This window comes from Pseudomonas sp. FA117 (assembly GCF_057370475.1).
This window is the reverse complement of record NZ_CM170675.1, coordinates 700,147-722,422: the sequence shown is the minus strand read 5'-3', so window position 1 is coordinate 722,422 and position 22,276 is coordinate 700,147. Positions and strand designations below refer to the sequence as shown.

22 protein-coding genes and 1 pseudogene are annotated in these 22,276 nt (G+C 64.2%); 8 read left to right on the top strand and 15 right to left on the bottom strand.

Annotation, left to right across the window (positions count from 1 at the left end):
• Positions 1-77: 77 nt before the first annotated feature.
• From AC1TXO_RS03460 to AC1TXO_RS03435, 6 genes are all read right to left on the bottom strand, one after another.
• On the bottom strand, positions 78-839 hold the full coding sequence (locus AC1TXO_RS03460) for an ABC transporter ATP-binding protein (RefSeq protein ID WP_486405053.1): 762 nt from the start codon (positions 837-839) through the stop codon (positions 78-80).
• On the bottom strand, positions 836-1,897 hold the full coding sequence (locus AC1TXO_RS03455; RefSeq protein WP_486405052.1) for a FecCD family ABC transporter permease: 1,062 nt from the start codon (positions 1,895-1,897) through the stop codon (positions 836-838). Before AC1TXO_RS03455 ends, AC1TXO_RS03460 begins: the two co-directional genes overlap by 4 nt.
• Positions 1,894-3,009, bottom strand: a complete 1,116-nt coding sequence (locus tag AC1TXO_RS03450) for an ABC transporter substrate-binding protein (RefSeq protein WP_486405051.1) — start codon at positions 3,007-3,009, stop codon at positions 1,894-1,896. Before AC1TXO_RS03450 ends, AC1TXO_RS03455 begins: the two co-directional genes overlap by 4 nt.
• Positions 3,010-3,173: 164 nt before the next feature.
• Positions 3,174-3,764: an HAD family hydrolase gene (locus tag AC1TXO_RS03445; RefSeq protein WP_486405050.1), complete on the bottom strand. Its 591-nt coding sequence runs from the start codon at positions 3,762-3,764 to the stop codon at positions 3,174-3,176.
• Complete coding sequence (tesB, locus tag AC1TXO_RS03440) at positions 3,761-4,630, bottom strand: acyl-CoA thioesterase II (RefSeq protein ID WP_486405049.1); 870 nt, start codon at positions 4,628-4,630, stop codon at positions 3,761-3,763. The genes AC1TXO_RS03445 and tesB overlap by 4 nt, the downstream gene beginning before the upstream one ends.
• Positions 4,631-4,719: 89 nt before the next feature.
• The gene (locus tag AC1TXO_RS03435) at positions 4,720-5,289 is read right to left on the bottom strand and encodes a GNAT family N-acetyltransferase (RefSeq protein WP_486405048.1); all 570 of its coding nucleotides are present in this window, start codon (positions 5,287-5,289) and stop codon (positions 4,720-4,722) included.
• A 180-nt stretch (positions 5,290-5,469) separates the two neighbouring features.
• Here AC1TXO_RS03435 and pmrG point away from each other — a divergent pair, with 180 nt between their 5' ends.
• The 3 genes from pmrG to AC1TXO_RS03420 all read left to right on the top strand — a co-directional run bounded on the left by pmrG (position 5,470) and on the right by AC1TXO_RS03420 (position 8,547).
• Positions 5,470-6,159: a lipopolysaccharide core heptose(II)-phosphate phosphatase PmrG gene (pmrG, locus tag AC1TXO_RS03430; protein ID WP_486405047.1), complete on the top strand. Its 690-nt coding sequence runs from the start codon at positions 5,470-5,472 to the stop codon at positions 6,157-6,159.
• Positions 6,160-6,230: 71 nt separating this feature from the next.
• Positions 6,231-7,145: a histone deacetylase family protein gene (locus tag AC1TXO_RS03425; RefSeq protein ID WP_486405046.1), complete on the top strand. Its 915-nt coding sequence runs from the start codon at positions 6,231-6,233 to the stop codon at positions 7,143-7,145.
• Between the two features lie 148 nt (positions 7,146-7,293).
• The gene (locus tag AC1TXO_RS03420) at positions 7,294-8,547 is read left to right on the top strand and encodes a TIGR03862 family flavoprotein (RefSeq protein WP_486405045.1); all 1,254 of its coding nucleotides are present in this window, start codon (positions 7,294-7,296) and stop codon (positions 8,545-8,547) included.
• 116 nt (positions 8,548-8,663) lie between these two features.
• Here AC1TXO_RS03420 and rhlE1 read toward each other — a convergent pair whose 3' ends face one another.
• Positions 8,664-9,989, bottom strand: a complete 1,326-nt coding sequence (rhlE1, locus tag AC1TXO_RS03415; protein WP_486405044.1) for an RNA helicase RhlE1 — start codon at positions 9,987-9,989, stop codon at positions 8,664-8,666.
• Between the two features lie 101 nt (positions 9,990-10,090).
• On the bottom strand, positions 10,091-10,987 hold the full coding sequence (yedA, locus tag AC1TXO_RS03410; protein ID WP_486405043.1) for a drug/metabolite exporter YedA: 897 nt from the start codon (positions 10,985-10,987) through the stop codon (positions 10,091-10,093).
• Between the two features lie 156 nt (positions 10,988-11,143).
• Here yedA and AC1TXO_RS03405 point away from each other — a divergent pair, with 156 nt between their 5' ends.
• Positions 11,144-11,602, top strand: a complete 459-nt coding sequence (locus AC1TXO_RS03405; protein ID WP_054892846.1) for an Lrp/AsnC family transcriptional regulator — start codon at positions 11,144-11,146, stop codon at positions 11,600-11,602.
• 10 nt (positions 11,603-11,612) lie between these two features.
• On the opposite strand, the gene AC1TXO_RS03400 is transcribed toward AC1TXO_RS03405, so the two are convergent.
• The gene (locus AC1TXO_RS03400; RefSeq protein WP_486405042.1) at positions 11,613-12,092 is read right to left on the bottom strand and encodes an NYN domain-containing protein; all 480 of its coding nucleotides are present in this window, start codon (positions 12,090-12,092) and stop codon (positions 11,613-11,615) included.
• Positions 12,093-12,162: 70 nt separating this feature from the next.
• Positions 12,163-12,903 (bottom strand): DUF2076 domain-containing protein, encoded by a 741-nt coding sequence (locus AC1TXO_RS03395; protein ID WP_486405041.1) that lies wholly within the window; start codon positions 12,901-12,903, stop codon positions 12,163-12,165.
• A gap of 151 nt (positions 12,904-13,054) precedes the next feature.
• Between AC1TXO_RS03395 and AC1TXO_RS03390 the strand changes: the two genes are divergently transcribed.
• Together AC1TXO_RS03390 and AC1TXO_RS03385 are read left to right on the top strand one after the other, a co-directional pair.
• On the top strand, positions 13,055-13,723 hold the full coding sequence (locus AC1TXO_RS03390) for a YciC family protein (RefSeq protein ID WP_486405040.1): 669 nt from the start codon (positions 13,055-13,057) through the stop codon (positions 13,721-13,723).
• A gap of 120 nt (positions 13,724-13,843) precedes the next feature.
• Complete coding sequence (locus AC1TXO_RS03385; RefSeq protein WP_486405039.1) at positions 13,844-14,335, top strand: hypothetical protein; 492 nt, start codon at positions 13,844-13,846, stop codon at positions 14,333-14,335.
• A gap of 9 nt (positions 14,336-14,344) precedes the next feature.
• Here the strand turns inward: AC1TXO_RS03385 and AC1TXO_RS03380 are convergent, their stop codons facing one another.
• Positions 14,345-15,796, bottom strand: a complete 1,452-nt coding sequence (locus AC1TXO_RS03380) for an HD domain-containing phosphohydrolase (RefSeq protein WP_486405038.1) — start codon at positions 15,794-15,796, stop codon at positions 14,345-14,347.
• Between the two features lie 103 nt (positions 15,797-15,899).
• On the opposite strand from AC1TXO_RS03380, the gene AC1TXO_RS03375 reads away from it, so the two are divergent.
• Both AC1TXO_RS03375 and AC1TXO_RS03370 read left to right on the top strand, forming a co-directional pair.
• Positions 15,900-16,673 carry an alpha/beta fold hydrolase gene (locus AC1TXO_RS03375; RefSeq protein ID WP_486405037.1) on the top strand — a complete coding sequence of 258 codons (774 nt, stop codon included), beginning with the start codon at positions 15,900-15,902 and terminating at the stop codon, positions 16,671-16,673.
• Between the two features lie 114 nt (positions 16,674-16,787).
• The gene (locus AC1TXO_RS03370; protein ID WP_486405036.1) at positions 16,788-17,090 is read left to right on the top strand and encodes a hypothetical protein; all 303 of its coding nucleotides are present in this window, start codon (positions 16,788-16,790) and stop codon (positions 17,088-17,090) included.
• 4 nt (positions 17,091-17,094) lie between these two features.
• On the opposite strand, the pseudogene AC1TXO_RS03365 reads toward AC1TXO_RS03370, so the two are convergent.
• From AC1TXO_RS03365 to hrpB, 4 genes and pseudogenes are all read right to left on the bottom strand, one after another.
• Positions 17,095-17,160: pseudogene (locus tag AC1TXO_RS03365) on the bottom strand (hypothetical protein); the annotation flags it as partial.
• A 137-nt stretch (positions 17,161-17,297) separates the two neighbouring features.
• A complete protein-coding gene (locus AC1TXO_RS03360) occupies positions 17,298-18,011 on the bottom strand; it encodes a hypothetical protein (protein WP_486405035.1) in 714 nt (237 codons plus the stop codon).
• 182 nt (positions 18,012-18,193) lie between these two features.
• Complete coding sequence (locus AC1TXO_RS03355) at positions 18,194-19,321, bottom strand: type IV toxin-antitoxin system AbiEi family antitoxin (RefSeq protein ID WP_486405034.1); 1,128 nt, start codon at positions 19,319-19,321, stop codon at positions 18,194-18,196.
• A gap of 338 nt (positions 19,322-19,659) precedes the next feature.
• On the bottom strand, positions 19,660-22,182 hold the full coding sequence (gene hrpB, locus AC1TXO_RS03350; RefSeq protein ID WP_486405033.1) for an ATP-dependent helicase HrpB: 2,523 nt from the start codon (positions 22,180-22,182) through the stop codon (positions 19,660-19,662).
• Positions 22,183-22,276 lie beyond the last annotated feature (94 nt).

The window sequence follows — 22,276 nt, the reverse complement described above, 5'->3', positions numbered from 1 at the left end:
TAAATGAGCATTCCGAGGCTGTTTTCAACGCAGCATGGACGAGTATCAAGGCTTTTCACACAGACCCTAGGCAACGGTCAGGGTAGTGCCCGGTCTACCAGCACCTGCAGGCGCCCGCGCGAGCACTGCTCCACCCGCGCCTCGACGCCATACACCTGCGCCAGCAGGCCCGGCTCGAGCACTTCGGCCGGCGTACCGCAGGCTACCACCCTGCCCTTCTCCAGCATCACCAGGCAATCGGCATGGCTGGCCGCGAGGTTGATGTCGTGCAGCACCGCCACCGCCAGCAGATGGTGGCGAACCACCCGCTCGCGCACCGCATCCATCACCCGCAGTTGGTAGTGCAGGTCCAGGGCGCTGGTCGGCTCGTCGAGCAGCAGTACCTGCGGATTGCGCGCCAGCAACTGGGCCAGGGCCACCAGTTGACGCTGGCCGCCGGACAGGCTGTCCAGACCCTGCTCGGCCAGGTGCTCGATACCCAGCTGGCGCAAGGCATCGAAGGCCGTCGCCAGCAGGTCGTCGGCACCGCCCACGCGCAAGGCGGCGACGATGCTTTCCAGTACCCCGAGCGCCAGCCCCGGCGGCAGTTGCTGCGGCATGTAGGCCAGGCGCCGGGCACGCTCGGCGAAGTGCAGGCGGGTGACGTTCTCGCCGTCCAGGTGCACTGCGCCCTGCATCCGCTCCAGCCCGGCCAGCGCCCGGAGCAAGGTGGACTTGCCCGCACCATTGGGCCCGACCAGGGCCACCAGGCTGCCGGCCGGCAGCTCCGGCAGGCTCAGTCGCTCGATGATCCGTCGGTTGCCATAGGCCACCGACACTCCGTCGATACGCAGGCTCACAACCTTCTCCCCCGCCGGAACACCAGCACCACGAATACCGGAACCCCCACCAGGGCGGTGACGATCCCCACCGGCACGATCACTCCCGGCAGGATCAGCTTGCTGGCGATCGACGACAGCGACAGCAGCAGCGCCCCGACCAGCGCGCTGGCCGGCAGCAGGAAGCGCTGGTCCTCGCCCACCAGCAGGCGCGCGATGTGCGGACCGACCAGGCCGATGAAACCGATGGTGCCGACAAAGGCCACTGCCGTGGCCGAGAGCAGGCTGATGCGCAACAGCGAGGCCACGCGCAGGCGCCGGGTATCGACACCGAAACTGCGCGCGCGGTCCTCGCCCATGCGCAGCAGGGTCATGGCCGGGGCGGCGCGCAGCGAGAACGGCAGCACCAGCGCCAGCACTGCAGCCAGGATGCCCAGCTTCTGCCAGTTGGCCCGCGCCAGGCTGCCGAGCGTCCAGAACACCAGTTGCTGCAGCACATCCTCGGTGGCCAGCAGTTGCAGCAGCGACACCAGCGCGTTGCAGCTGAACACCAGGGCGATGCCGAACAGCACCAGGCTCTCCACCCCGGCGCCGCGCAGCCGCGACATGGCCTGCAGCAACAGTACCGACAGGCAGGCGAAGACGAACGCCATCACCGTCACCTGTGCGCTCGGCGTCAGCCAGGCCACCGACAATGGATAGGCGATGGCCAGCGAAGCCCCCAGTGCGGCAGCCGACGACACGCCAAGGGTGAAGGGGCTGGCCAGCGGGTTGTCGAGGATCGCCTGCATCTCGGCCCCGGCCAGCGCCAACGCGCCGCCGACCAGCACCGCCATCAACGCATAGGGCAGGCGCACATTCCAGATGATCACCCGTTCGGTGGCACTCAGCGCGTTCGGGTCGAACACGCCGTGCAGCAGTTGCCCGAGCCCCATGCCCGAGGCACCGCTGGCCAGGTCGCCAAGCACCGCCAGCGCCAGCAGTGCGGCGAGCCCGGCGACCAGCCCGGCACGCCGCCACAGCAGGCGCCGGTAGCGCCAGGCTGCCAGCGCCGCACCGTCCAACGCCTGGGCCGTCACTTGGCGTCGATCCAGTAGTGGCCGTCCAGGCCGACGTTGAGCATGCGGTTGATCTCGGCCATGGTCGCCTGCGGGTCGAGGTCGTTGAAACGCTCGGGATGAACCCAGCGCGCCATGGCTTCGATGGCGAGGATGTTGAACGGCGAGTTGTAGAAGTCATGCCACAGGCCATGGGCCTGGCCGTCACGGATCGGGCGCAGCGGTGCGAACTCGGGACGCGCGGTGATCTTCGCCAGGCTCTGGCGGGCGGTGTCGGCACTTACGCCGGCACCGAGCAGCACGCCGGGGGCACGGTTGCCGGTGGCGATATAGACATCCGGGTCGGCCTTGAGCACATATTCGACGCTGACGTCACCCAGTGCGCCAGGCACCACGTCGGCGGCGATGTTATGCCCACCCACCGCCTCGACCACACTGCCCAGGCCACTCTTGCCGGTGGTGTGCCCCGGTGCCTGCCAGACCCCTGCCAGCAGTTCGAGGAAGACCTTCGGCCGCTCGCTGTCCTTGAGCCCGGCCACCTGGTCGGCGACATGCTTGAGGTGGGCATCGTAGAAGTTCAGGTATTCCTGTGCCTGCTGCTCACGACCGAGCAGGGTGCCCAAGGCTTGCAGGCTGACGCGGGTGTTCTTGATCGGGTGCACGCGGAAGTCGATGAACAGCACCGGGATGCCCGCCTGCTCCAGCAGGTCGGCGACCGGGCTGTGCTGGGTCGGGCCTTCGCCGGCGATGCTGAAGATTGCCAGGTCCGGCTTCAGTGCCAGGATCTGCTCGGCGCTGACGCTCTGCTCCGAGGCCTGGCCGATCAGCGGCAGCCTGGCCACCTGTGGATAACGCTTGGCGTAGACCTCGTAGGTGTGCGGGTCGAGCAGGCGCATGTCGTTCTGCCAACCGACCACGCGCTGGAACGGGTTGTCGCGGTCCAGCAAGGCCAGGGCGAAGAACAATCGGCCCTCGCCCAGGACGATGCGCTGGGGTGCGTGATCGATCTGGACCTTGCGCCCGAGCACGTCGGTGACCTGGGTGGCGCTGGCGGCTTGGGTGAAGCCCAGACCTGCGGTCAGCAGCATGAACAGCGCCAGCAGGCGCCGCGCGGAGAGGAGAATGGAGGGCATCGGGGAGCTCCTGGCAACAGCGGGTGCGTGACAGAGAATCGGTCTCATTCAAGACCGGGCATTCTAGTCAGGGGGTGCCCTTGCCAGTGTCCGGGTATGTAGTGGGATGTCGGTGAAACGTCATGGGTGACGGTTCATTACATTGAAGCAATCACCACCACCTGTCAGTCGAGCATCGTCCTGAGCGCCCGGCAATCCGCCGCATGCCAGTCCACCAGCTGCGGCCAGGGGTTGTCCGGCAGGTTCACCAGCACCGTCCTCGCTCCCGCCGCGCGCCCGCAATCGAGGTCGAAGCGATAGTCACCGACCATCACCAGCTCCGACGGTGCCACGCCCCAGGCCCTGGCGATGCGCAGCAGGCCGTCCGGGTCGGGCTTGGGCGCCGCCTCATCGCGGCCCAGGATGTGCTCGACCGGGAAACAGTCGGCCAGGCCGATGGCCTCGAGGGTGACATGCGCCAGCTCGCGGGCATTGCGGGTCAGGATCCCCAGCCGGCAACCGCGCGCTGCCAGTTCGCGAACCAGTTCGACGGCGCCGGTGGCCGCTGTCGAAGCAATCGCCAGGTCGCGCTCGTGCTCCAGCAGCCAGGCGTGCTTGGCCGCCGCTTCGTCAGCAGGCAGTGCGGCGAGGTGGGTGAGGATGTCGTCCTCGGGAGGAATGTCCAGCGCCTCGCGGATCGCGGCAAAATCGTGCACCGCCACGGTCAGGGTGCCATCCATGTCGAATACCCAGTTGCGTATGTCGCGCAGGTTCATGCCCAGTCCTTGCGATGGCGGATCAGGCCTTCCTGGGTGGACGAAGCCACCAGCTGCCCGGCGCGATTGAAGATACTGCCGCGAGTGAAGCCACGAGCGTTGCCGGCCCAGGGGCTGTCGGTGGCATACAGCAGCCATTCGTCGGCACGCAGGTCGCGGTGGAACCACAGCGCGTGGTCGAGGCTGGCGATCTGCATATCCTTTTGCCACACCGACTTGCCATGGGGCAGCAGCGAGGTGGTCAGCAGGCCGAAGTCCGAGGCATAGGCCAGCAGGTACTTGTGCAGCGCCGGGATGTCCGGAAGGTTGCCGTCGGCGCGGAACCAGGCGTACTTGACCGGATCGCCAGGCTTGGGGTCGAACGGGTCGCGCTCGGTGACCGGGCGGATCTCGATGGGCTTGGCGCACAGCACCTTGTCGCGGATACGCTCGGGCAACTTGTCGGCCATGGCCTGGGCCAGCTCGACTTCGCTGGGCAGGTTCTCGGGGCCGACCACGTCGGGCATCTGCACCTGGTGCTCGAAGCCGTCTTCGTCGTACTGGAACGAGGCGCTGCAGGTGAAGATCGGGTTGCCCTTCTGGATAGCCGTGACCCGCCGCGTGCTGAAACTGCCGCCATCACGCACGCGGTCGACCGAGTAGACCACCGGCATGCTGGCATCGCCCGGGCGCAGGAAGTAGCCGTGCAGGGAATGGACATGGCGCGCATCCTCGACCGTCTGGCTGGCCGCCGACAGCGACTGGCCCAGCACCTGGCCGCCGTACAGCTGGCGGAAGCCCAGGTCCTGGCTGCGGCCACGGAACAGGTTCTCTTCGATGGATTCGAGGCTCAACAGGTCGACCAGGTCGTCCAACACATGGCTCATCGGCGGCTTCTCCTAACAGGCATCACGCAATTCGGGCATTGGGGCAAATCATACAGAATTTGTCATTGTCTCCGTGCATGGGCGCCCATTCAGGGGCGCAGGGTCTGCTCCCACTGCCTGCGGTCGATGCGGTACAGCACATGCGGCCGCAACGGATGCCCCTGCGGCAGGCGTGGATGCTCGAAGCTGCCTGCCTCGTCCTCAACCATGCCGATGGCCTGCATCACTTTCTGAGAAGGGACATTGTCGCGAGTGGTGAACGACACCACCTCCTCCAGGCGCAACTGCGCGAACGCACAGCGCAGGCAGGTCCAGGCCGCCTCGCTGGCAAAGCCCTGGCCCCAGTGGCGCCGGGCCAGGCGCCAGCTGATTTCCACGGCCGGGGCGAATGGGGCTTCGAAGTTGACATTGAGCAGGCCGGTAAGGCCGATGAAGGCACCGCTGTCCATACGCTCCAGGGCCCAGAGGCCGTAGCCGTATTCGCTGAAATGGCCACGGATGCGGCCGATCAGCGCGGCGGCTTCCAGGCGCGTCAAGGGTGCGGGGAAGTGGCGCATCACCTGCGGGTCGGCGCACATCTCGGCGAACGCCGGCAGGTCGTCGTCGTGCCATTGGCGCAGCTTCAGACGGGCGCTTTCGAGTTCGAGGATCGGGGTCATCGGTGGGCTCCACAATGTCGTTCCTGCAGTCTACAGGTTAGGCGCCGGACGGGTTTTGCACCTGCGCTGAACGACCAATGCATTTTTCACAACGGCTTCACCCGGCGCCGACAGGTCAATTCAGACAATGCCTGCACCTGCCGCCGTGTTCGCGGCGCCCCTTCCTGCCGGAGCCCGAGCATGCTGTCGAGCGACACCCTGGAAAACCTGGCCATCCCCACGCGCCGCAAGCGACGCCCACTGTCGAGCAGGACGCGGGCCGCCGGCCTCGGGCTGTTGCTGGTCGCGGCCGGAGTGATGCTGTGGTCGTCAACGAGGACACACATCGTGAACCTTGGCAATGAACATCAGTTGAACGCCAGCGGCCTGCTGCAGCAATGGGCCGCAGGCAGCGTGATCGTGATGATCCGCCATGCCGAGCGCTGCGACAGCGCGCCCGGCCCATGCCTGGACGATCCGACCGGGATCACCGTGTCCGGCAGCCAGGCCGCCGTTCGCGTCGGCGAAGGCCTGCAGCGCCTGGGGCTGAACGGCGCCGACCTGCTCAGCAGCCCGAAGCTGCGCACCCGCCAGACGGCGCACTTCATCGTCGGTGACACGGTGACCAGCGAGGACTGGCTCGAGGGCTGCGAAAGCGCCTTCGCCGACCAGGCCCTGGCGCACAAACGCGCCGGGCACAATCTGGTGCTGGTGACGCACAATGGCTGCGTCGATCACTTCCAGCGCCGGCTCAAGGTCACACCGGGCGAGCGCGAAAGCGGCTACGCCAGCGCGCTGTTCGTGTCGGTCGACGGCAATGGCAAGGCGCGGATCCTCGGGCGCATGAACGAGCCGGACTGGAGACGGGTGCTGGCGTCGGCACAACGCTGATGGGTGTTCGAGTTGCGTGACATTCCAACCCGCTGGCAAGATCAACGCTGCCTCCAGCCGCGATCCTGCCCATGCCCCTGCCGCTGATCTACCACGACGACTACAGCCCCGAGTTCCCGCCGGAACACCGCTTCCCCATGGACAAGTTCCGCCTGCTGCACGATCACCTGATCGACAGCGGGCTGACCACCGACCAGGCCTTGCTGCGCCCCGAACTCTGCCCCAACGACATCCTCGCCCTGGCCCACGACCGCGCCTACATCGAGCGCTACATGAACGGCGAGCTGTCACGCGAAGACCAGCGCCGCCTGGGCCTGCCCTGGAGCGAGGCACTGGCGCGGCGCACCGTGCGCGCTGTCGGCGGCTCGCTGCTGACCGCCGAGATGGCGCTGCGCAACGGCATCGCCTGCCACCTGGCCGGCGGCACCCACCACGCCCATTACGATCACCCGGCCGGATTCTGCATCTTCAACGACCTGGCCGTGATCAGCCACTACCTGCTCGCCGCCGGGCGCGTGCATCAGGTGCTGATCTTCGACTGCGACGTGCACCAGGGCGACGGCACCGCGCGCATCCTCCACGACACCCCGCAGGCCATCACGGTATCGCTGCACTGCGAACAGAACTTCCCCGCACGCAAGGCCCAGAGCGACTGGGACATACCCCTGCCGCGCGGCATGGACGATGCCGCCTACCTCAAGGTGGTGGACGACGCCCTGAACTACCTGCTACCGCTCTACCAGCCGGACCTGGTGCTGTACGACGCCGGCGTTGATGTGCACAAGGACGATGCCCTCGGCTACCTGCAACTGACCGACGAAGGCGTGGCCGCGCGCGACGAAGCCGTGCTGCGCCACTGCCTGGGACGCGATATCCCGGTGGCAGGGGTGATCGGCGGCGGCTACAGCAAGGACCGGGCCGCGCTCGCCCGGCGCCATGGCATCCTTCATCACAGTGCGGCACGGGTACTGGGTTACACACAATGACTGTGGAACCGCCTGTGGATAACCTGCGGGAAAGCCGCTGCAGGCCTTTAACTGCCTGATCTGCAAGGCACTGTTCATTTTTTGTGCAGTATCTGCCAGACCGCCTGTGGGTTAGAATGGCGGCTCTTTTCCACAGCCCACCGCCGCCATGACCGATATCCACAACCCCTCCCGTCCTTTCGTCGCCGTGATCGGTGGCGGTCCTGCCGGCTTGATGGCTGCCGAGGCCATGGCCCAGGCAGGCATCACGGTCGAGGTGTTCGACGCAATGCCGTCGGTGGGCCGCAAGTTCCTGCTGGCAGGCGTCGGCGGCATGAACATCACCCATTCCGAGCCCTACCCCGCCTTCATCGGCCGTTATGGCGAACGCCGCGAGGCAATCGACGCGCTGCTGCGCGAATTCGACGCCGACGCCCTGCGCCAGTGGATCCATGGGCTGGGCATCGACACCTTCGTCGGCACCTCGGGCCGGGTCTTCCCCAACGACATGAAGGCCGCGCCACTGCTGCGCGCCTGGCTCAGACGGCTGCGCGACGCTGGCGTGATTATCCACACCCGTCATCGCTGGATGGGCTGGAACAGCGAAGGAGCATTGCGGATCGCTTATCCACAGGGCGAACGCCTGGTGCACGCCGACGCCGTGGTCCTGGCCCTGGGCGGTGGCAGCTGGGCGCGCCTGGGCTCCGACGGCAGTTGGGCGCCAGTGCTGGCCGAGCGTGCTGTGGATATCTCACCGCTGAGACCGAGCAACTGCGGTTTCGAGGTACAGGGCTGGAGCGATCTGCTCAAGAGCAAATTCGCCGGCGCGCCTTTGAAGAACATCGCCCTGAGCGTACCCGGCAGTGCTCCACGCAAGGGTGAGTTCATCCTCACCGCCCAGGGGGTGGAAGGCAGCCTGGTGTACGCCTGGTCCGCAGCCGTGCGTGCCGCTATCGAGCGCGATGGACGTGCGACCCTGCTGCTTGACCTGCTGCCGGACCGTCCTGTGGATAAAATCGCGCAGGCCTTGGCCAAGCCTCGTGGCTCGCGCTCGATGGCCAAGCACCTGCACGGGCAGTTGGGGATCGACGGGGTGAAAGCGGCGTTGCTGCGCGAACTGACCGACCAGGCGACTTTCGCCGATCCCATGCGCCTGGCCCAGGCGATCAAGGCGTTGCCGATCGAGCTGGTGCGCACGCGGCCGCTGGACGAAGCGATCAGCAGTGCCGGTGGCGTGCGTTTCGAGGCGATGGATGAGGGCTTGATGCTCAAGCAATTGCCCGGCGTCTTCTGCGCGGGCGAGATGCTGGACTGGGAGGCACCGACCGGGGGCTACCTGCTGACGGCGTGCTTTGCCAGCGGCTTGCGGGCCGGGCAGGCGGCGCTGGCGTGGTTGTCCGAGCGCAAGGCCGCCTCCCTGTAGGAGCCACTCTCTTGCTCAAAATCTGGAGGCCAACCCAATCCCTCTGTAGGAGTGGCGGTTCGCCGCTCCTACAGAGGGATTGGGCTGACCTTCAGATTTTGAACAGGGCAGTTGCACTAGGGTTTGCGCTTGCGTGGCCCGCCATTGAAACTCGGTACCTTGCGCACCGGCTTGACCGTCGGCGCTGAATCCTCGGTGCTGTCCATCCATTTGCCCAGCCCGCGCTTGGCGCTGTTCTCCTTGGGCTTCTTGGGCTTTTTCGGTTTCTTCAGCACCTGACCGCTGGCGTCGGTCATCGGTACCCGGTGATCGGGAATGAAGTCCGGCTCCTCGTGACGTGGCAGGGTCTGGCGGATCAGCACCTCGATGGCCGACAACAGCTGCACCTCGTCGGCGCACACCAGCGAGATCGCCTCGCCCTTGTTGCCCGCCCGGCCAGTACGCCCGATGCGGTGCACATAGTCTTCGGCCACGATCGGCAGGTCGAGGTTGACCACCAGCGGCAGGTCGTCGATATCGATGCCGCGAGCAGCGACGTCGGTGGCGACCAACACCTGGATTTCACGCGCCTTGAAGGTGTCCAGCGCGCGCTGGCGGGTGGCCTGCGGCCGATCGCCGTGAATACCATCGGCGTTGACGCCTTCGGCCAGCAGCCGCTCGACCAATTGGTCGACACCGTTGCGGGTCTTGGCGAACACCAGCACCTGCTTCCAGCGCTGCTTGCGCATCAAGTGGCAGAACAGGTCGGCCTTGCGCTTCTTGTCCACCGGCACCAGCCATTGCTTGACCGTGGTGGCTGCGGCATTGCGCGGGCTGACCTCGATGCTCAGCGGATCGTTCAGCGCCAGCCCGGCAAGCATGCGGATCTCGTCGGAGAAAGTGGCCGAGAACAGCAGGGTCTGGCGCTTGCGTGGCAAGGCGGCGTACACGGCCTGCAGCTCTTCGGCAAAGCCCAGGTCGAGCATGCGGTCGGCTTCGTCGAGCACCAGGGTCTGGACCTGGCCGAACTTGACGGCGTTCTGGCGGAACAGGTCGAGCAGGCGGCCGGGTGTGGCCACCAGCAGGTCGACGCCACGGCGCAGGCGCATCATCTGTGGGTTGAGGCTGACGCCGCCATATACCGCATAGGTGCTCAACGGCAGGTTCTCGGCGTATTGGCGGATGTTGGCGTGCACCTGCTCGGCGAGCTCACGGGTGGGCACCAGCACCAGCGCGCGAATCGAGTTGCTGGCCACCTTCTCGCCTTCGAGCGCCAGGCGCTGCAGCACTGGCAGGGCAAAGCCGGCGGTCTTGCCGGTGCCGGTCTGGGCGGCGGCCATCAGGTCGCGCCCGGCCAGCACCGCAGGGATAGCCTGGGCCTGGACCGGGGTCGGGGTGGAATAGCCCAGCGGCTGCAGGGTGCGCAGCAGGGGTTCGATCAGGCCAAGTTTGGCGAAATTCATGGTGATACCGTCAGGGGTTCAGCGAAGGCGGCAGTTTACCGCAAGCCCCGGGCGTTGCGCTGGCTTTGACGCCGCCCGTTCCCCTTCACTGTCTGTTCGGATCAGGTTGCCTGACGCGGCGCCCGGCGCCATTGCGGCAGGCCGATCAACACCACCGCGCCGACAATCACCCCCATGGCCAGGCACTCTTCTGCGCCGATCTGCTCGCCGGCAAAGGCAATCCCCAGCAACACCGCCACCACCGGATTCACGTACGCGTAGCTGGTCGCCGCTGCCGGTCGCACATGCTTGAGCAGGTACATGTACGAACTGAACGCCACGATCGAGCCAAAGAAGATCAGGTAGGCCAAGGCCCCCCAGCCCGCAGCGGTAGGCATCTGCGTCAACCGCTCGCCACTCAGGGCACTGCCCAGCAGCAGCACTGCGCCGCCCACCAGCATCTCGGCCGCACTGGCCATCGCGCCCTGGGGCAGCGGCAGGTTGCGGCTCCATACCGAGCCGAATGCCCAGGCAGCTGCGGCGAACAGGATCAGCGCCGCCCCCATGGGGCTGGCCTGCAGGTTCGAACCGAGGTTGAGCAGGCCGATACCGGCCAGCCCGAGGAAGATGCCCGCCCACTCCAGGCGCGAGTTGCGGTGCCCGAACAGCAGCCCGAACATCAGGGTGAACAACGGCACGGTGGCCACCGCCAGCGCCGCTACGCCCGAGGCCACGCCAGCATGCTCGGCCAGGGTCACGCCACCGTTACCGCAGCTGAGCAACAGAAACCCGATCGCCCCGGCGGCACGCCACTGCGGCCAGGTCGGCGCCGGAACGCCGCGCCAGCGCAAAAAACCATACAGCAGGCTGCCGGCAATCACGAAACGCACACCGGCCATCAGCATCGGTGGCCAGGATTCGACGCCGATGCGTATCGCCAGGTAGGTGGAGCCCCACACCAGGTAGAGGGCCAGGAAGGCGCCGATGAGCAGCCAGGGAAAACGACGAGAGGCAGGCATGGGAAAACACTCGAAATCCGTTTACGGGTGACTTAGTTTAGAAAGGCACCTGCGTAAACATAAGTTACAAAACACGTTTAATAGACCCATACACTTTGCAATGAACGGTAATTCGACTGCTTTGCCGTTGATTGCACAGCCCGCACCGAGAAGCCCATGGACAAGTACGACCGCATGCTGCTCGCCGCTTTGCTGGAAGACGGCCGCGCCACCTATGCCCAGCTCGCCCGCCAGGTCAATCTGTCGGCGCCGGCGGTGGCCGAGCGAGTTGCCAAACTCGAGGCCAGCGGCGTGATCACCGGCTACGCCGCCAAGGTCGATCTGGAAAAGATCGGTCTGCCCATCCAGTGCATCATCGAACTGCGCCTGGCCAGCCACGGCAACCAACAGGCCTACGACGCCCTGGCACGCATCCCCCAGCTCACCGAATGCCACCGGGTCACAGGCGACCCCTGCGTGATCATGCAGGCGGCAGTGGGTTCGATGCACGAGCTCGAGGCATTGATCAACCAGGTTTCGCAACTGGGGTTCAGCAAGACCTCGATCATCCTGTCCAGCGCAGTGGAGCGGCGGGTGCCGCTGGACCACCTGCAGGGCAATGGCCGCAAGGGATGAACGGCGTCGCTCAGTGCCGCAGCAGCAGGCTGCCTTCGATCGGCACGTAGCGTGTGGCGGCACGGATCAGCGACAGCGCCGTAAGCCCGGGCGCCCCATAGACCACCGTCTCGACACCATGGCGCAGCATCACCCGCTCGAGCAACTGGTCGAAATCGCCATCGCCGGAAGCCAGCACGACCTGGTCGACCCGCCCCGCAGCTTCGTAGACATCCAGGGTGATGCCCACGTCCCAGTCACCCTTGGCCGAGCCGTCGCTGCGCTGGATGTAGGGTTTGAGACGCACCTCGAAGCCGAGGTTGCGCAGGATCTGCTGGAATTGCTGCTGCTTGCTGTCACCGCGGTCGATGGCATAGGCCACCGCCTCGACGATCTCGCCGTCAGCGCTGACCTGCGACCACAGGGCGCTGTAGTTGAAGTGGCAGCCGTGGGCCTGGCGTACCGTGTAGTAGAGGTTCTGTACATCGGCGAACAGCGCGATCTTTTTCACCTGGCGGCCCCGCAATGACGGCGAAAGGGGCGCGGTGCGCCCCTGTGATCCGGGCAGTATGCCAGAGCCGTCAGACGAAGGTGTCGTCGTCGTCCGAGAAGAACCCGCCACCGCCACTGTCGTAGTCGCTGTCGGCAAAGCCACCGCCCTGGTCATTGCCCCAACCACCGTTGTCGGCTACCTGGCGCTGGCTGTCCTGGTCGTTCCAGCCGCCGTTGTCGCTGGTCGGGGCCGGTTCTTCGCGGATCACCTCCACCACCTCTTCGGGCTGCGAATGATGGCTGAACAGGCTGCTGATCCCCTGGGCGAGCAGCACGCCACCGGCCACGCCGGCAGCGGTCTGCATGGCGCCGCCGAGGAAGCTGCTGGCGCCGCTGCGTGGCGGGGCAGCCGCGAAACCTTGTGCCTGCGGCTGTGGCTGCGGCGGTTGCGCGTAGGTTTGCGGCGCGGGCTCGCGCCAGCCGCCGGACGAAGGCGCTGGCGCGACCGGACGCTGCGGCTCGGGGCTGCGTGCACTGCTGCCGAAGATGCTCGAGAGGAAGCCGCCACTGGCGCGGGGCGGCTCTTCCCGGGCCTGGGCACGAGCCTGCTTGAGTTCGGCTTCGAGCTGCCGGTTGCGCTCGTCCAGTTGCTTGAGCGCCGCTTCCTGGACCAGGATCGCCTGGGTCATGTAGTACGGCGCCGCAGGCTGCTGGCGCAGGTGCTCCTCGATGCGCGCCTGGGCCTGGGCATCGCGCGGCTGCTGCGGATCCTCGGCCTGCTTGAGGCGGCCGAACAGGCCGTCGATCAGGGTTTGCTCTTCAGTGTTCATGGGCTACCTCGTGGGCCATGCGAAACATCGGACAGGATCAAAGATGGGGCGTGTACCGGGAGGATTCAATCAAGCCTGCGATGAAACTTTTTTCAGCATGCGTCGCTCCTGGGCTAAAGTGACGCACTGCTTTTTCCTGCGATATAGACCGATGAACCCGCTGACGATCCTGCGCGACTCCCTCTACTTCTTCCGCCGCCATTTCACCAGCATCCTGCAGCTGTGCCTGCCGCTGGTGGTGCTCGAAGCCCTGTTCAGCCAATTGCTGTACCGCCAACTGGGTGACGACGCATCGCCCGCCTACGGCATGCTGGTCAGCCTGCTGTTCTACCCGCTGTACAGCGCCGCGTTGATCCTCTACCTGGACACCCGCAGCAACGGCCAGCCGACCAGCAAGCGCAACCTGTTCGCCCGTGCCGTGCAACTGTGGCCGTCATTGGCGCTGCTGATCCTGATCAGTTCGCTGCTGATCATGGCGGGCCTGGCGCTGTTCATCTTCCCGGGCGTGTGGATCATGATCAACCTGGTGTTCGCCGAGTACCTGCTGGTGCTGCGCGGCCTGCCGGTGATGCAGTCGATGCGCGAAAGCGCACGCATGACCACCGGGCACTTCATGCGCATCCTGATCTGCGTGCTGTCGGTGCTCGCACCGTTGTGGCTGCTCGACGGCCTGTTGCTGATGGCCTTCCCCGACCCGCAACCGGGCGCGCAACTGGCGCTGGACAGCTTGAGCGGCTTCCTGCAGCTGTTCAGCAGCGTGGTGCTGTACCGCTTGTTCATGCTGCTGGAGAGCGAAGGCAGCACCTCAGCGGGAAACTGAACGCGGCACGTGATGACGGCGCGGCTCTGGAAAGCGTTCGCGCTGCCCTGCCCGCCGTATTGTATCGACACTCCTGAACGACGCCCGACAATCACGGGCCGCCATCAGGAGATGCATGCAATGGGTATGACAACGGATTCCACACCTGAGCTACAGCGTGACTTCACCGCCACGATCTACTGGATGAAAGGGAGCCAGCTCGTCCCGATCAGGCGAAGCAACGCGAAGGATAAATTCACCTGGGGTGTAGTCCCGGAGGACAACTGGCTCCAGGCGGGAGGTGACCAACCCTCGCTGACCCTGGACTTCGAGTTTCACTCCAAGACCGAAGACCGCCTGCATTACATGATCAGCAGGTCGAGCGGATTGAATATGCTTGGACGAAGCGTCAACGGCTATCTCGGACTCTATCGGGTCAGCGAAGTGACCGACTACTGGAAACTGGAACCGTTGCGGCGGGCATCCAATGGCTGGGTCTGTCGCTTGCGTGATCATGAAGGGCATGGCGTGAAGACTTGGCTGGACAACCCTCACTTCGACAACTTCACCTACCACTTCCTGAACACCTATGAAGGGAATGACGCCGAGTTCCTCGTGGTGCCCACAACCTGACCGCAGCGTTCACAGCAACCCGAGGGTCAGCGCCTTGAGGGTTGCGGCGGCGCGGGTGCTGCATCCGAGCTTGCGGAAGGTGCTCTCCACGTGGGTCCTTACCGTACTCGGGCTGATCCCCAGCACCTTCGCCGTTTCCTTGTTGCTGTTACCGAGGCTGATCTGGTAAAGCACCTGGGTTTCGCGCTCGCTCAACACCCCATTGCCGACCCTGGCCGCAGCAACCCGGCCATCACCCCGCGCGGCCGCAATCACCGCCTCGCAACACTGGGCATCGAAGCGACCCTGTTGTGCCTGCTCCCTGAGCAGATGCTCGGCCTGCGGCCTATCGAACGCTGCGCGCCATGGGCGCTCGCCGAGCAAGGCCTCCCAGGCCAGGGCAACGGCCAGCAAACGCTGCGGCGGACGCAGGCTGTCCGCTTCCAGACCGCGGTAGTAGCCGCTGCCGTCGAGCCGTTCGTAGCCGTGCGCCGCGAGCTGCCCGGCCTGCACCAACCCCGGGATCTGCGCGCAGGTACGCTGGGTCCAGTAGGGGGCCAGGCGAATCTGTTCACGATCCCCTTCGAGCAGCACCCCGGGCTGGTTCCACACCCGGTTCGGTACCGCCGCACGCCCCATGCCGTGCACCAGGGCCGCCTGCCTTAGCAGGCATTGCTGCGCGGCATCCAGGCCCATCAAGGCGGCCGCGTCATGCACCAAGCCCGCCACCCGACGCGAATAGCCACCAAGCCAGGACAGCTTGAGATCAACCACATCGGCCACCAGGGTCAAAGGCACATCACGGCTCGCATCTGCCGCAGAGGTCTGTGCCTGCGCCTCCTGCAAGGCGTGCAGCCAATCCTCGGCATGGCGTCGCAACTCACCGACGAGGCTGCGTGGATAACGCCGGTCGGCCTGCCCGTCGATCCAGGCCAGCGCCGCCTCCAGGCCATGGGCGCGGGACAGGATCTCCAGATCCCCGGCCAGCACCACCTGGTAGACCACCTCGGGAATCTGCGGATGGCGCAAGCCGAAGGGGCGGCCCGTGCCATCGAAATGCTCGAACACATGCCGCAGGCCCTGCTCCACCGGCCCGTCCAGGCCCAGGGCCACGGCGACCTCGCCTGCCACCTCGCAATGCACCTGCGCCATCGGCCTGGTCCTGCGCATGGCGCGCTGACCCGCAGCGTCGAGGGTCTGGTCGAGCATGGCCTGACGCCCGCGCACATCGTCCCCGAGCAACCGGGTGAAATCTTCGGCGTTGGCGGTGCAGCCCGACCAGCGCAGCAGCGCGACCTCGTCGGCCACATGCAGGTGCAGGCCTGTGCCCATGCAGCTTTGCGCGAGCCAGCGGGCCAGTCGGGCCGTGCGCCGCGACTGATCGATAGGCTGACCCATGCTCAGGTCACCGACCATCGACAACGCCAGCATGGCTTCCTGCAATGGAATGCGGTCGGCAGCGGTCAGGGCGGATTCAGGCATGGGAGGTCCACTAGTCGGTCGATCGGCGGCTCGGTCATTCGACCGATACCGGTGCAGGCGTCTCCTGCCGAGAATACAGCCATCACTCACAGGAGACCGCGCCATGTTCCGATTCAAAACGCTTGCCACCGCAATAGCAATGACTGCCTCGATCTTCACCGTCGGCAGCAGCTTCGCCGACACCACCAAACCGTCGGTGGTCATCGTCCACGGCGCCTTCGCCGACGGCTCGGACTGGGCCAAGGTCGTGCCGCTGCTGCAGGCCCAGGGCATCAAGGTCACCGTGGTGCAGAACCCACTGACCTCGCTGGCCGAGGACGTCGCCGCCACCCGTCGTGTGCTGAACAACCAGCAAGGGGATGTGGTCCTGGTCGGCCACTCCTGGGGCGGTACGGTGATCAGCCAGGCGGGTACCGACGCCCACGTTCGCGGGCTGGTCTATGTGGCGGCATTCGCCCCCGATGCCGGCCAGGCCAGCAAGGACCTGGGTCAGGGCTACCCGACCCCGCCCGGCACCAGCCAGATCGCAGCCGACAGCAATGGCTACCTGTACCTGACGCCTCAAGGCATGGCCACCGACTTCGCCCAGGACCTGCCCAAGGCCCAGACCGACATCATGACCGCCACCCAAGGTCCGATCCGCGCCTCGGCCTTCGAGGATCGCACCAGCGCCGCAGCCTGGAGCACCAAGCCCTCATGGTACGTAGTGGCCGGTCAGGACCGCATGATAGATCCAGGCCTGCAGCGCGCCTTCGCCAAGAAACTCGGCGCGCAGACCACCGAACTGGGCACCAGCCACGTACCCCAGCAGTCGCAGCCTGGCGAAGTGGCCAAGGTGATCATCAAGGCTGTCGACAAGGTCGCCAGCACCCACTGAGCGATGGGCGGGCCGGACACCTCGGCCCGCCCTCGGTGAGACTCGCTGCGCTGGAGCGGTGCAAGGCCAGGAAAGCCTTCTCTCTCCCGCCCTTGGCTCCAGCGCTCCAGACTGATGCCCACCACGCCCAACCGCCTGAACTTCATGATCACGGGCAATGCCGAGCATCAGGACAAGAAGCTCGGCGTCAGCCGCAATGGCTACCTGGGGTTCTACCGCTATGCCTCGGTGGTGGACTATTTCAAGCTCGAGCCCCTGCAGTGGGGTCAGGACAGCCTGCTGTGCCGCTGGCGAGATCATCTTGGCCACCAGGTCAAGGCCAGCAGCGAAGCCCCGCAAGCTTCGGCGCGGTTCAGGTACATGAATGTCCAGATGGGCAGTTCCCTGACCTTCCTGGTCGAACGCGTCGCGCAGTGAGCTGTTATCTGCGCGGCTTGGCCCGCGCGGTGGCTTCGGCTACCAGCGGGTCATCCGGCCAGTAATGCTTGGAACCATCTGTCTGCTCTGATGATTGACACCCCCTCCCCCCCGGAAAATCAGGTGTTGGCACAAGCGAGGCGTGACAGTGGTTGATTGTCAGAGGAACGCTAAGCTGCCGTAGCCCCTAGTGCCATTTGGAACAGCTTACGAGGCTCTTTCCCGTTGCGTCTCAATTTCGGCCAGCAAGTGTTGAATTAATCCGGCTGCAAAACGCTGCCGCCCCACAAGCTCATCCTCTTCCTCGCCCTCAGCGCCGTAGAAACGCGCGTAGGCGACTGCTCCAACTTTCTCGAAGCCCTCACTGTGCTGGTCATCTCCAAAGCGCCTTGCTAGCGCCGCCAGTCCGTCCTGTATCGCCTCGGGGTGCAGGCTTGAACGAATACGCTCAACGAATAGCGCTGCGACTTCCTCTACCGAACCTGAGTACCTGATCACGTGAATCAGGTCGGCAGCATCCTTCCGCTCTTGGCGCTGATCGAGAGCTAGCGCCTTCAAGATTACAAACGCCGGCACATCTGCAAATCGCACAACATCTACTGACACTCCATCGCCATCCAGGAGTTGGGCACAAATTTCCTTCTCCCCGTACCAGTCGTGGACGATCTTGGCGTGCTTGATTGTGAGTGCCGATACCTTCTCTCCGTCGACGCTGATAGTCCTGCCAGGTTCCTCATCACCAGCATCTCGGAGAAGCTCCACAACCACTTCCATATGCTCATCGACCTTACGACGCCAGCGCCAAGATGATGGCCTTCCGTCTTCGACCCAGCGGGTAAAACCACGAGCTTTCAGTTGTTCCGCAAGGCTGGCATATTCGTTATCCGCTGCCAGCACCTCCAGGTTTAACACGATGTCCACGTCTGAAGTCCCAGCATGCTGTGGAATCTCAGGCGGAGCCGCTGGCGTGAGATACCGAGGAACGAGTCCACCCACAAGCCTGAGAGTTTCCTTTAGATTCCCAAAAGCGCTTAGCAGTGTGAGCAGCGTCCTTTCACACGCAGAGGTAACATCCTGGTCGTATCCAGCCGCTGTGCGAGGCTTCAGTCCTGTTGCCATGACAACTCCAAACGTTCCCTAACATGATCAGCCAGTTCTTTGTTGCGGCCACGGCCGTCCAGCAAATCCAAGTAAAGAATGTAAGGACTTGCAAAATAGGCAGGGTGGTCCGGATGCATCATTCGGTAAAGCAAGCCAGCAGGTTCGCGCTCGATAAGCGTAACGTTTGCACCTTTGTTGACTGGCTTGATATCTAGCATGCCAGCCATCCTCTCCGTGTAGCCCTTGGGCACTATGATGTCTACGCCATCGGTGCTTGTCAGCAACGGAGCATAAATATTAGCCGCAGTCACACCTGTGAACGCCCACGGGAAATCCACCCCCTGGTGTTCTATCCTCTCTGCCAGGTTAGCCAGCAAGTGCTTGGGGTTTTCGACAAACTTGTACCACTTTGACTTCTTTTCTTTGCGTCCCTGCCACTGCTCAGACCAAGCGTCCAAAAGCTTATCAGGGCGAGCTAGCATTCTCCGCTTGCTTGGCCCGCCACCGGTAGACTTTACCCATTCCCGCAATGTCAGCTCCTGCAACACAAGAGAACAGGTGTACGCGGAGGTCTGAGCTTGTTCGGCCAGTTCTGTACCCGTCAGCCATCCATTACTGTTCTTCAAAAGCGCATGAATTACGCTTTCACGAGCTTCAGTAAACAGATCAATGCCTTGTGTGTTCTTTTTGGAGCGCTGGGAAGGTTTTTCGATATTTATGAGCCAGCCGCCATGCTTCAGGTAAAGGCTGCCTCCAAGCTCGAATGAAGCAATATTCAGCTCCCTAAGCTCCTGCTTGGCTCCGGGGCTCAACACGCCTGCCGCAAGCAGTCCAATAACCTCGTATCCAGGATGAGCATCCTGCATGCTCCTGTGGAGCTGGTACACAGCATTCCTTAAGTCTCTTGGGTAGACTTCCCTTTTGACCTCTACGAATACCAGTAGGGTTTTACTCCAAGCCTCGATCACCACTATGCCGTCGAGTTCACCATCCACCCCAGCCATGGCGAAGTCTTGTGAAGCCTCTCTCACCGAAGCTTCCGGACCGAATGCCTCAGCAAGCGCCTCCACCAGCGCGGCCAGCATCTGCCGTTCGAATTCGAACCCCGAATGATGTGGGTAATGGTTCATAACCTTAGCCTCCAGCGAATCATTAGCTGAACAGCAAATAAAGCCTTATCAGCTAAAACTTAGCCCTCATCTTATCATTAGCTGAACAGCTAACCAGCCATTTTTTGCTAAGCTTTCACCGTAGCACGCTTGTGGCGTGAAGCCACCAGCAGGTTGCAGAGCGCTCAGGCACCTCAGATCCGCAGCAGGAAGTGCAGCCCGCAGGAAAGGTGCTCCACCTGCTGGGATTCAAGGAGGGTGAGGCGCCGGAAGAGTTGGCACTTCCCCGAAGGATGGGCATTGGGTGATGCACTATAGCCCCCAGGCAGTTCGCTTACTGGGGGCTACAGCCTCATCACTCAGGTCTTCCTTGGCTTAGCTCTGGCCGTCGCCTCGGCCACCAGTGGGTCTTCGGGCCAATAGTGCTTGGGGTATCTACCCTTGAGATCCTTCTTCACCTCGACATAGGTGCTGCGCCAGAAGTTGGCGAGATCCTGAGTGACCTGCACGGGCCTGCGGGCCGGCGACAGCAGGTGCAGAATCAACGGCTGCTTGCCCTGGGCGATCCGTGGAGTTTCTGCCAGGCCAAACAGCTCCTGCAGCCGCACAGCGAGGATTGGCGGATGCTGCGAGTAGTCGATACGGATATTCGATCCGGACGGCACCTGGATCGCCTGAGGCGCCTGGGTGTCCAGCTCCTGTGGAAGCGGCCACGGCAGGAGATTTCTGACTATCGACGGCAGATCCAGCTGGCTGAAGTGGCTGAGCCTCGTGACTTTGCCCAGGTACGGAGTGAGCCACTCTTCGAGTGTGTCGAGAAGATTGGCATCACTGAGATCAGGCCATTTGCTCTCTGCCTGACCATTCTGGATGTCCAGCTGACGCAGTAGATCGACCCGCGCCTGCCACTGCCGTAGCTCGGGGCTCCACGGCAGGAGCTCGATGCCCTTGCGTCTCACCAGGTTGACCAGGGCCAGCGAGCGGGTTTGCTCATCAAGACTCGGCAGGGCTTTCGTCGACAAGATCAGCTGCCCAACCTTCAACTGCCGCTCAGCCTTCAGAACACCTTCCCTTTCGTCCCACTCGACCTCATCGACAGACCCCACAAGGTCAGCCAGCTCGTCATCGAACAAGGCCGGATCGAGGTCACTCGCCAGGTAGATCCGCTCTTCACGCTGCCCTTGCCGGCTACCCAGGTCGGCCACCACCAGCCACTCATGCTTGGTGAGGGCATCGGGCTCCGGGAACACCGCAGCACGACCGTTGGACAGACGGTATTCGGATGCACTTGCACGCCTCTGCAGGCCAATTCGATCAGGGTAGGCGAACGCCAGGAGGCACCCTACCCAACGTGGGTGATCGGGCTCGCTGACAGGGCTGGAGGCCCTTCCGCGCAGCAGGGATCGGTACTGCCGCGCAGACTGCTTCACCCGCTGAAGGGAACCACCACTACGACGTGAATGCTGCTCGCCTGACAAGGCACTCAGCCTGGTGTGGAGGTCAGCACCGGCTCCACGGAGGATGTCCTTCTCACCGAGCAGCGCCGCGATGTTGCACGCCAGATCATCCAGCCCCATCGCACTGCCTTTGATGAGCATGTGAGCGATCCGTGGATGCGCTGGAAGCTCGCTCATGGCTGATCCGTGCGGTGTGAGCTGTCCAGCATCATCGAGTGCGCCCAGGCGCTTCAGCAGGTCTCTGGCTTGGCCGAAAGGAGCTGATGGAGGCTGGTCGAGCCAGGTCATCTCTGTCGGCTTCATTCCCCACCGGGCCAGCTGGAGAGCCAGAGCTGCGAGATCCGCCTGCAGGATCTCTGGTGTACTGTAGCCGGCCATTTGCTCGTGCTGCGACTCCGACCACAGGCGATAGCAGACACCTGGCTCCAAGCGCCCTGCCCGCCCTGCACGCTGCGTCGCACTGGCCTTCGATATACGCTGCGTGTCGAGTCGGGTCATGCCACTGCGAGGATCGAACCTTGGCACTCGCTCTAGACCACTGTCCACCACGACTCTGACGCCTTCGATGGTCAAGCTGGTCTCGGCGATGTTCGTGGCCAGAACGATCTTCCGGGAGCCCTTGGGTGCCGGGTCTATCGCAGCACGCTGGGCGTTCAGATCGAGGTCACCGTACAGCGGGCACACGATCACGTCTGGACGGTTGCTCAGCTGCTCCTTGAGGTCTTCCGCCACCCGCCGAATCTCTGCCTGCCCAGGAAGAAAAACCAGAACGCTTCCCGACTGTTCATTGATGGCGGCCAAGCAGGTGCCTGTGACTCGCGCATCGATTCGCTCGCCCGACTGGCAGGGGCTACCCCAAACCGTCGAAACCGGATACATCCGCCCTTCACTGGTGACCACAGGCGCATCATTCAGCATCTTTGAAAGGCGGGCACCTTCCAGCGTTGCGGACATCAGGAGCAACTTCAGCGGGGGCTCATCACGTAGCAGTTCGCGGGCACTCAGGCACAGAGCCAGTGCAAGGTCAGAGTCGAGATTGCGAAGGTGGTACTCGTCGAAGATGACCACGCCCACACCATCCAGTGCAGGGTCATCCTGGAGCCGCCGAGCCAGGATACCTTCGGTGACCACCTCGATCCGGGTTCGCGGGCCTACCTTGCTATCAAGGCGAATCCGATAGCCGACAGTCTCACCAACCTTCTGACCCAGTTCACTCGCCAAACGCTCAGCAGCCGCCCGAGCAGCCAGTCGGCGAGGTTCGAGCATGATGATGCGCTGCCCGGCCAGCCATGGCTCGTCGAGCAGCGCCAGGGGTACGCGGGTGGTCTTGCCGGCACCGGGCGGCGCCTCGAGCACGGCTTCGTGGCGTTCGGCCAGGGCCTGGCGAAGGGCGGGCAAGACGGCATCGATCGGTAAAGAATTCATGGTGGTCCTCAGGCTGGCGAGCGAGTATAACGGCGAACCGAGACCGCTTCGTCATGGTCTGAGCATCAGGTGCGGACGTTTTTGCCCGACCTCC

Bases quoted from the DNA above. Each gene is read 5' to 3' on its own strand.
- AC1TXO_RS03375 (WP_486405037.1), top strand. From the start codon at position 15,900: ATGTTCCGATTCAAAACGCTTGCCACCGCAATAGCAATGACTGCCTCG.
- tesB (WP_486405049.1), bottom strand. From the start codon at position 4,630: ATGAGCCATGTGTTGGACGACCTGGTCGACCTGTTGAGCCTCGAATCC.
- AC1TXO_RS03425 (WP_486405046.1), top strand. From the start codon at position 6,231: ATGCCCCTGCCGCTGATCTACCACGACGACTACAGCCCCGAGTTCCCG.
- AC1TXO_RS03435 (WP_486405048.1), bottom strand. From the start codon at position 5,289: ATGACCCCGATCCTCGAACTCGAAAGCGCCCGTCTGAAGCTGCGCCAA.
- hrpB (WP_486405033.1), bottom strand. From the start codon at position 22,182: ATGAATTCTTTACCGATCGATGCCGTCTTGCCCGCCCTTCGCCAGGCC.
- AC1TXO_RS03445 (WP_486405050.1), bottom strand. From the start codon at position 3,764: ATGAACCTGCGCGACATACGCAACTGGGTATTCGACATGGATGGCACC.
- yedA (WP_486405043.1), bottom strand. From the start codon at position 10,987: ATGCCTGCCTCTCGTCGTTTTCCCTGGCTGCTCATCGGCGCCTTCCTG.
- AC1TXO_RS03355 (WP_486405034.1), bottom strand. From the start codon at position 19,321: ATGAACCATTACCCACATCATTCGGGGTTCGAATTCGAACGGCAGATG.
- pmrG (WP_486405047.1), top strand. From the start codon at position 5,470: ATGCTGTCGAGCGACACCCTGGAAAACCTGGCCATCCCCACGCGCCGC.
- AC1TXO_RS03380 (WP_486405038.1), bottom strand. From the start codon at position 15,796: ATGCCTGAATCCGCCCTGACCGCTGCCGACCGCATTCCATTGCAGGAA.
- AC1TXO_RS03370 (WP_486405036.1), top strand. From the start codon at position 16,788: ATGCCCACCACGCCCAACCGCCTGAACTTCATGATCACGGGCAATGCC.
- AC1TXO_RS03390 (WP_486405040.1), top strand. From the start codon at position 13,055: ATGAACCCGCTGACGATCCTGCGCGACTCCCTCTACTTCTTCCGCCGC.
- AC1TXO_RS03450 (WP_486405051.1), bottom strand. From the start codon at position 3,009: ATGCCCTCCATTCTCCTCTCCGCGCGGCGCCTGCTGGCGCTGTTCATG.
- rhlE1 (WP_486405044.1), bottom strand. From the start codon at position 9,989: ATGAATTTCGCCAAACTTGGCCTGATCGAACCCCTGCTGCGCACCCTG.
- AC1TXO_RS03395 (WP_486405041.1), bottom strand. From the start codon at position 12,903: ATGAACACTGAAGAGCAAACCCTGATCGACGGCCTGTTCGGCCGCCTC.
- AC1TXO_RS03385 (WP_486405039.1), top strand. From the start codon at position 13,844: ATGGGTATGACAACGGATTCCACACCTGAGCTACAGCGTGACTTCACC.
- AC1TXO_RS03420 (WP_486405045.1), top strand. From the start codon at position 7,294: ATGACCGATATCCACAACCCCTCCCGTCCTTTCGTCGCCGTGATCGGT.
- AC1TXO_RS03405 (WP_054892846.1), top strand. From the start codon at position 11,144: ATGGACAAGTACGACCGCATGCTGCTCGCCGCTTTGCTGGAAGACGGC.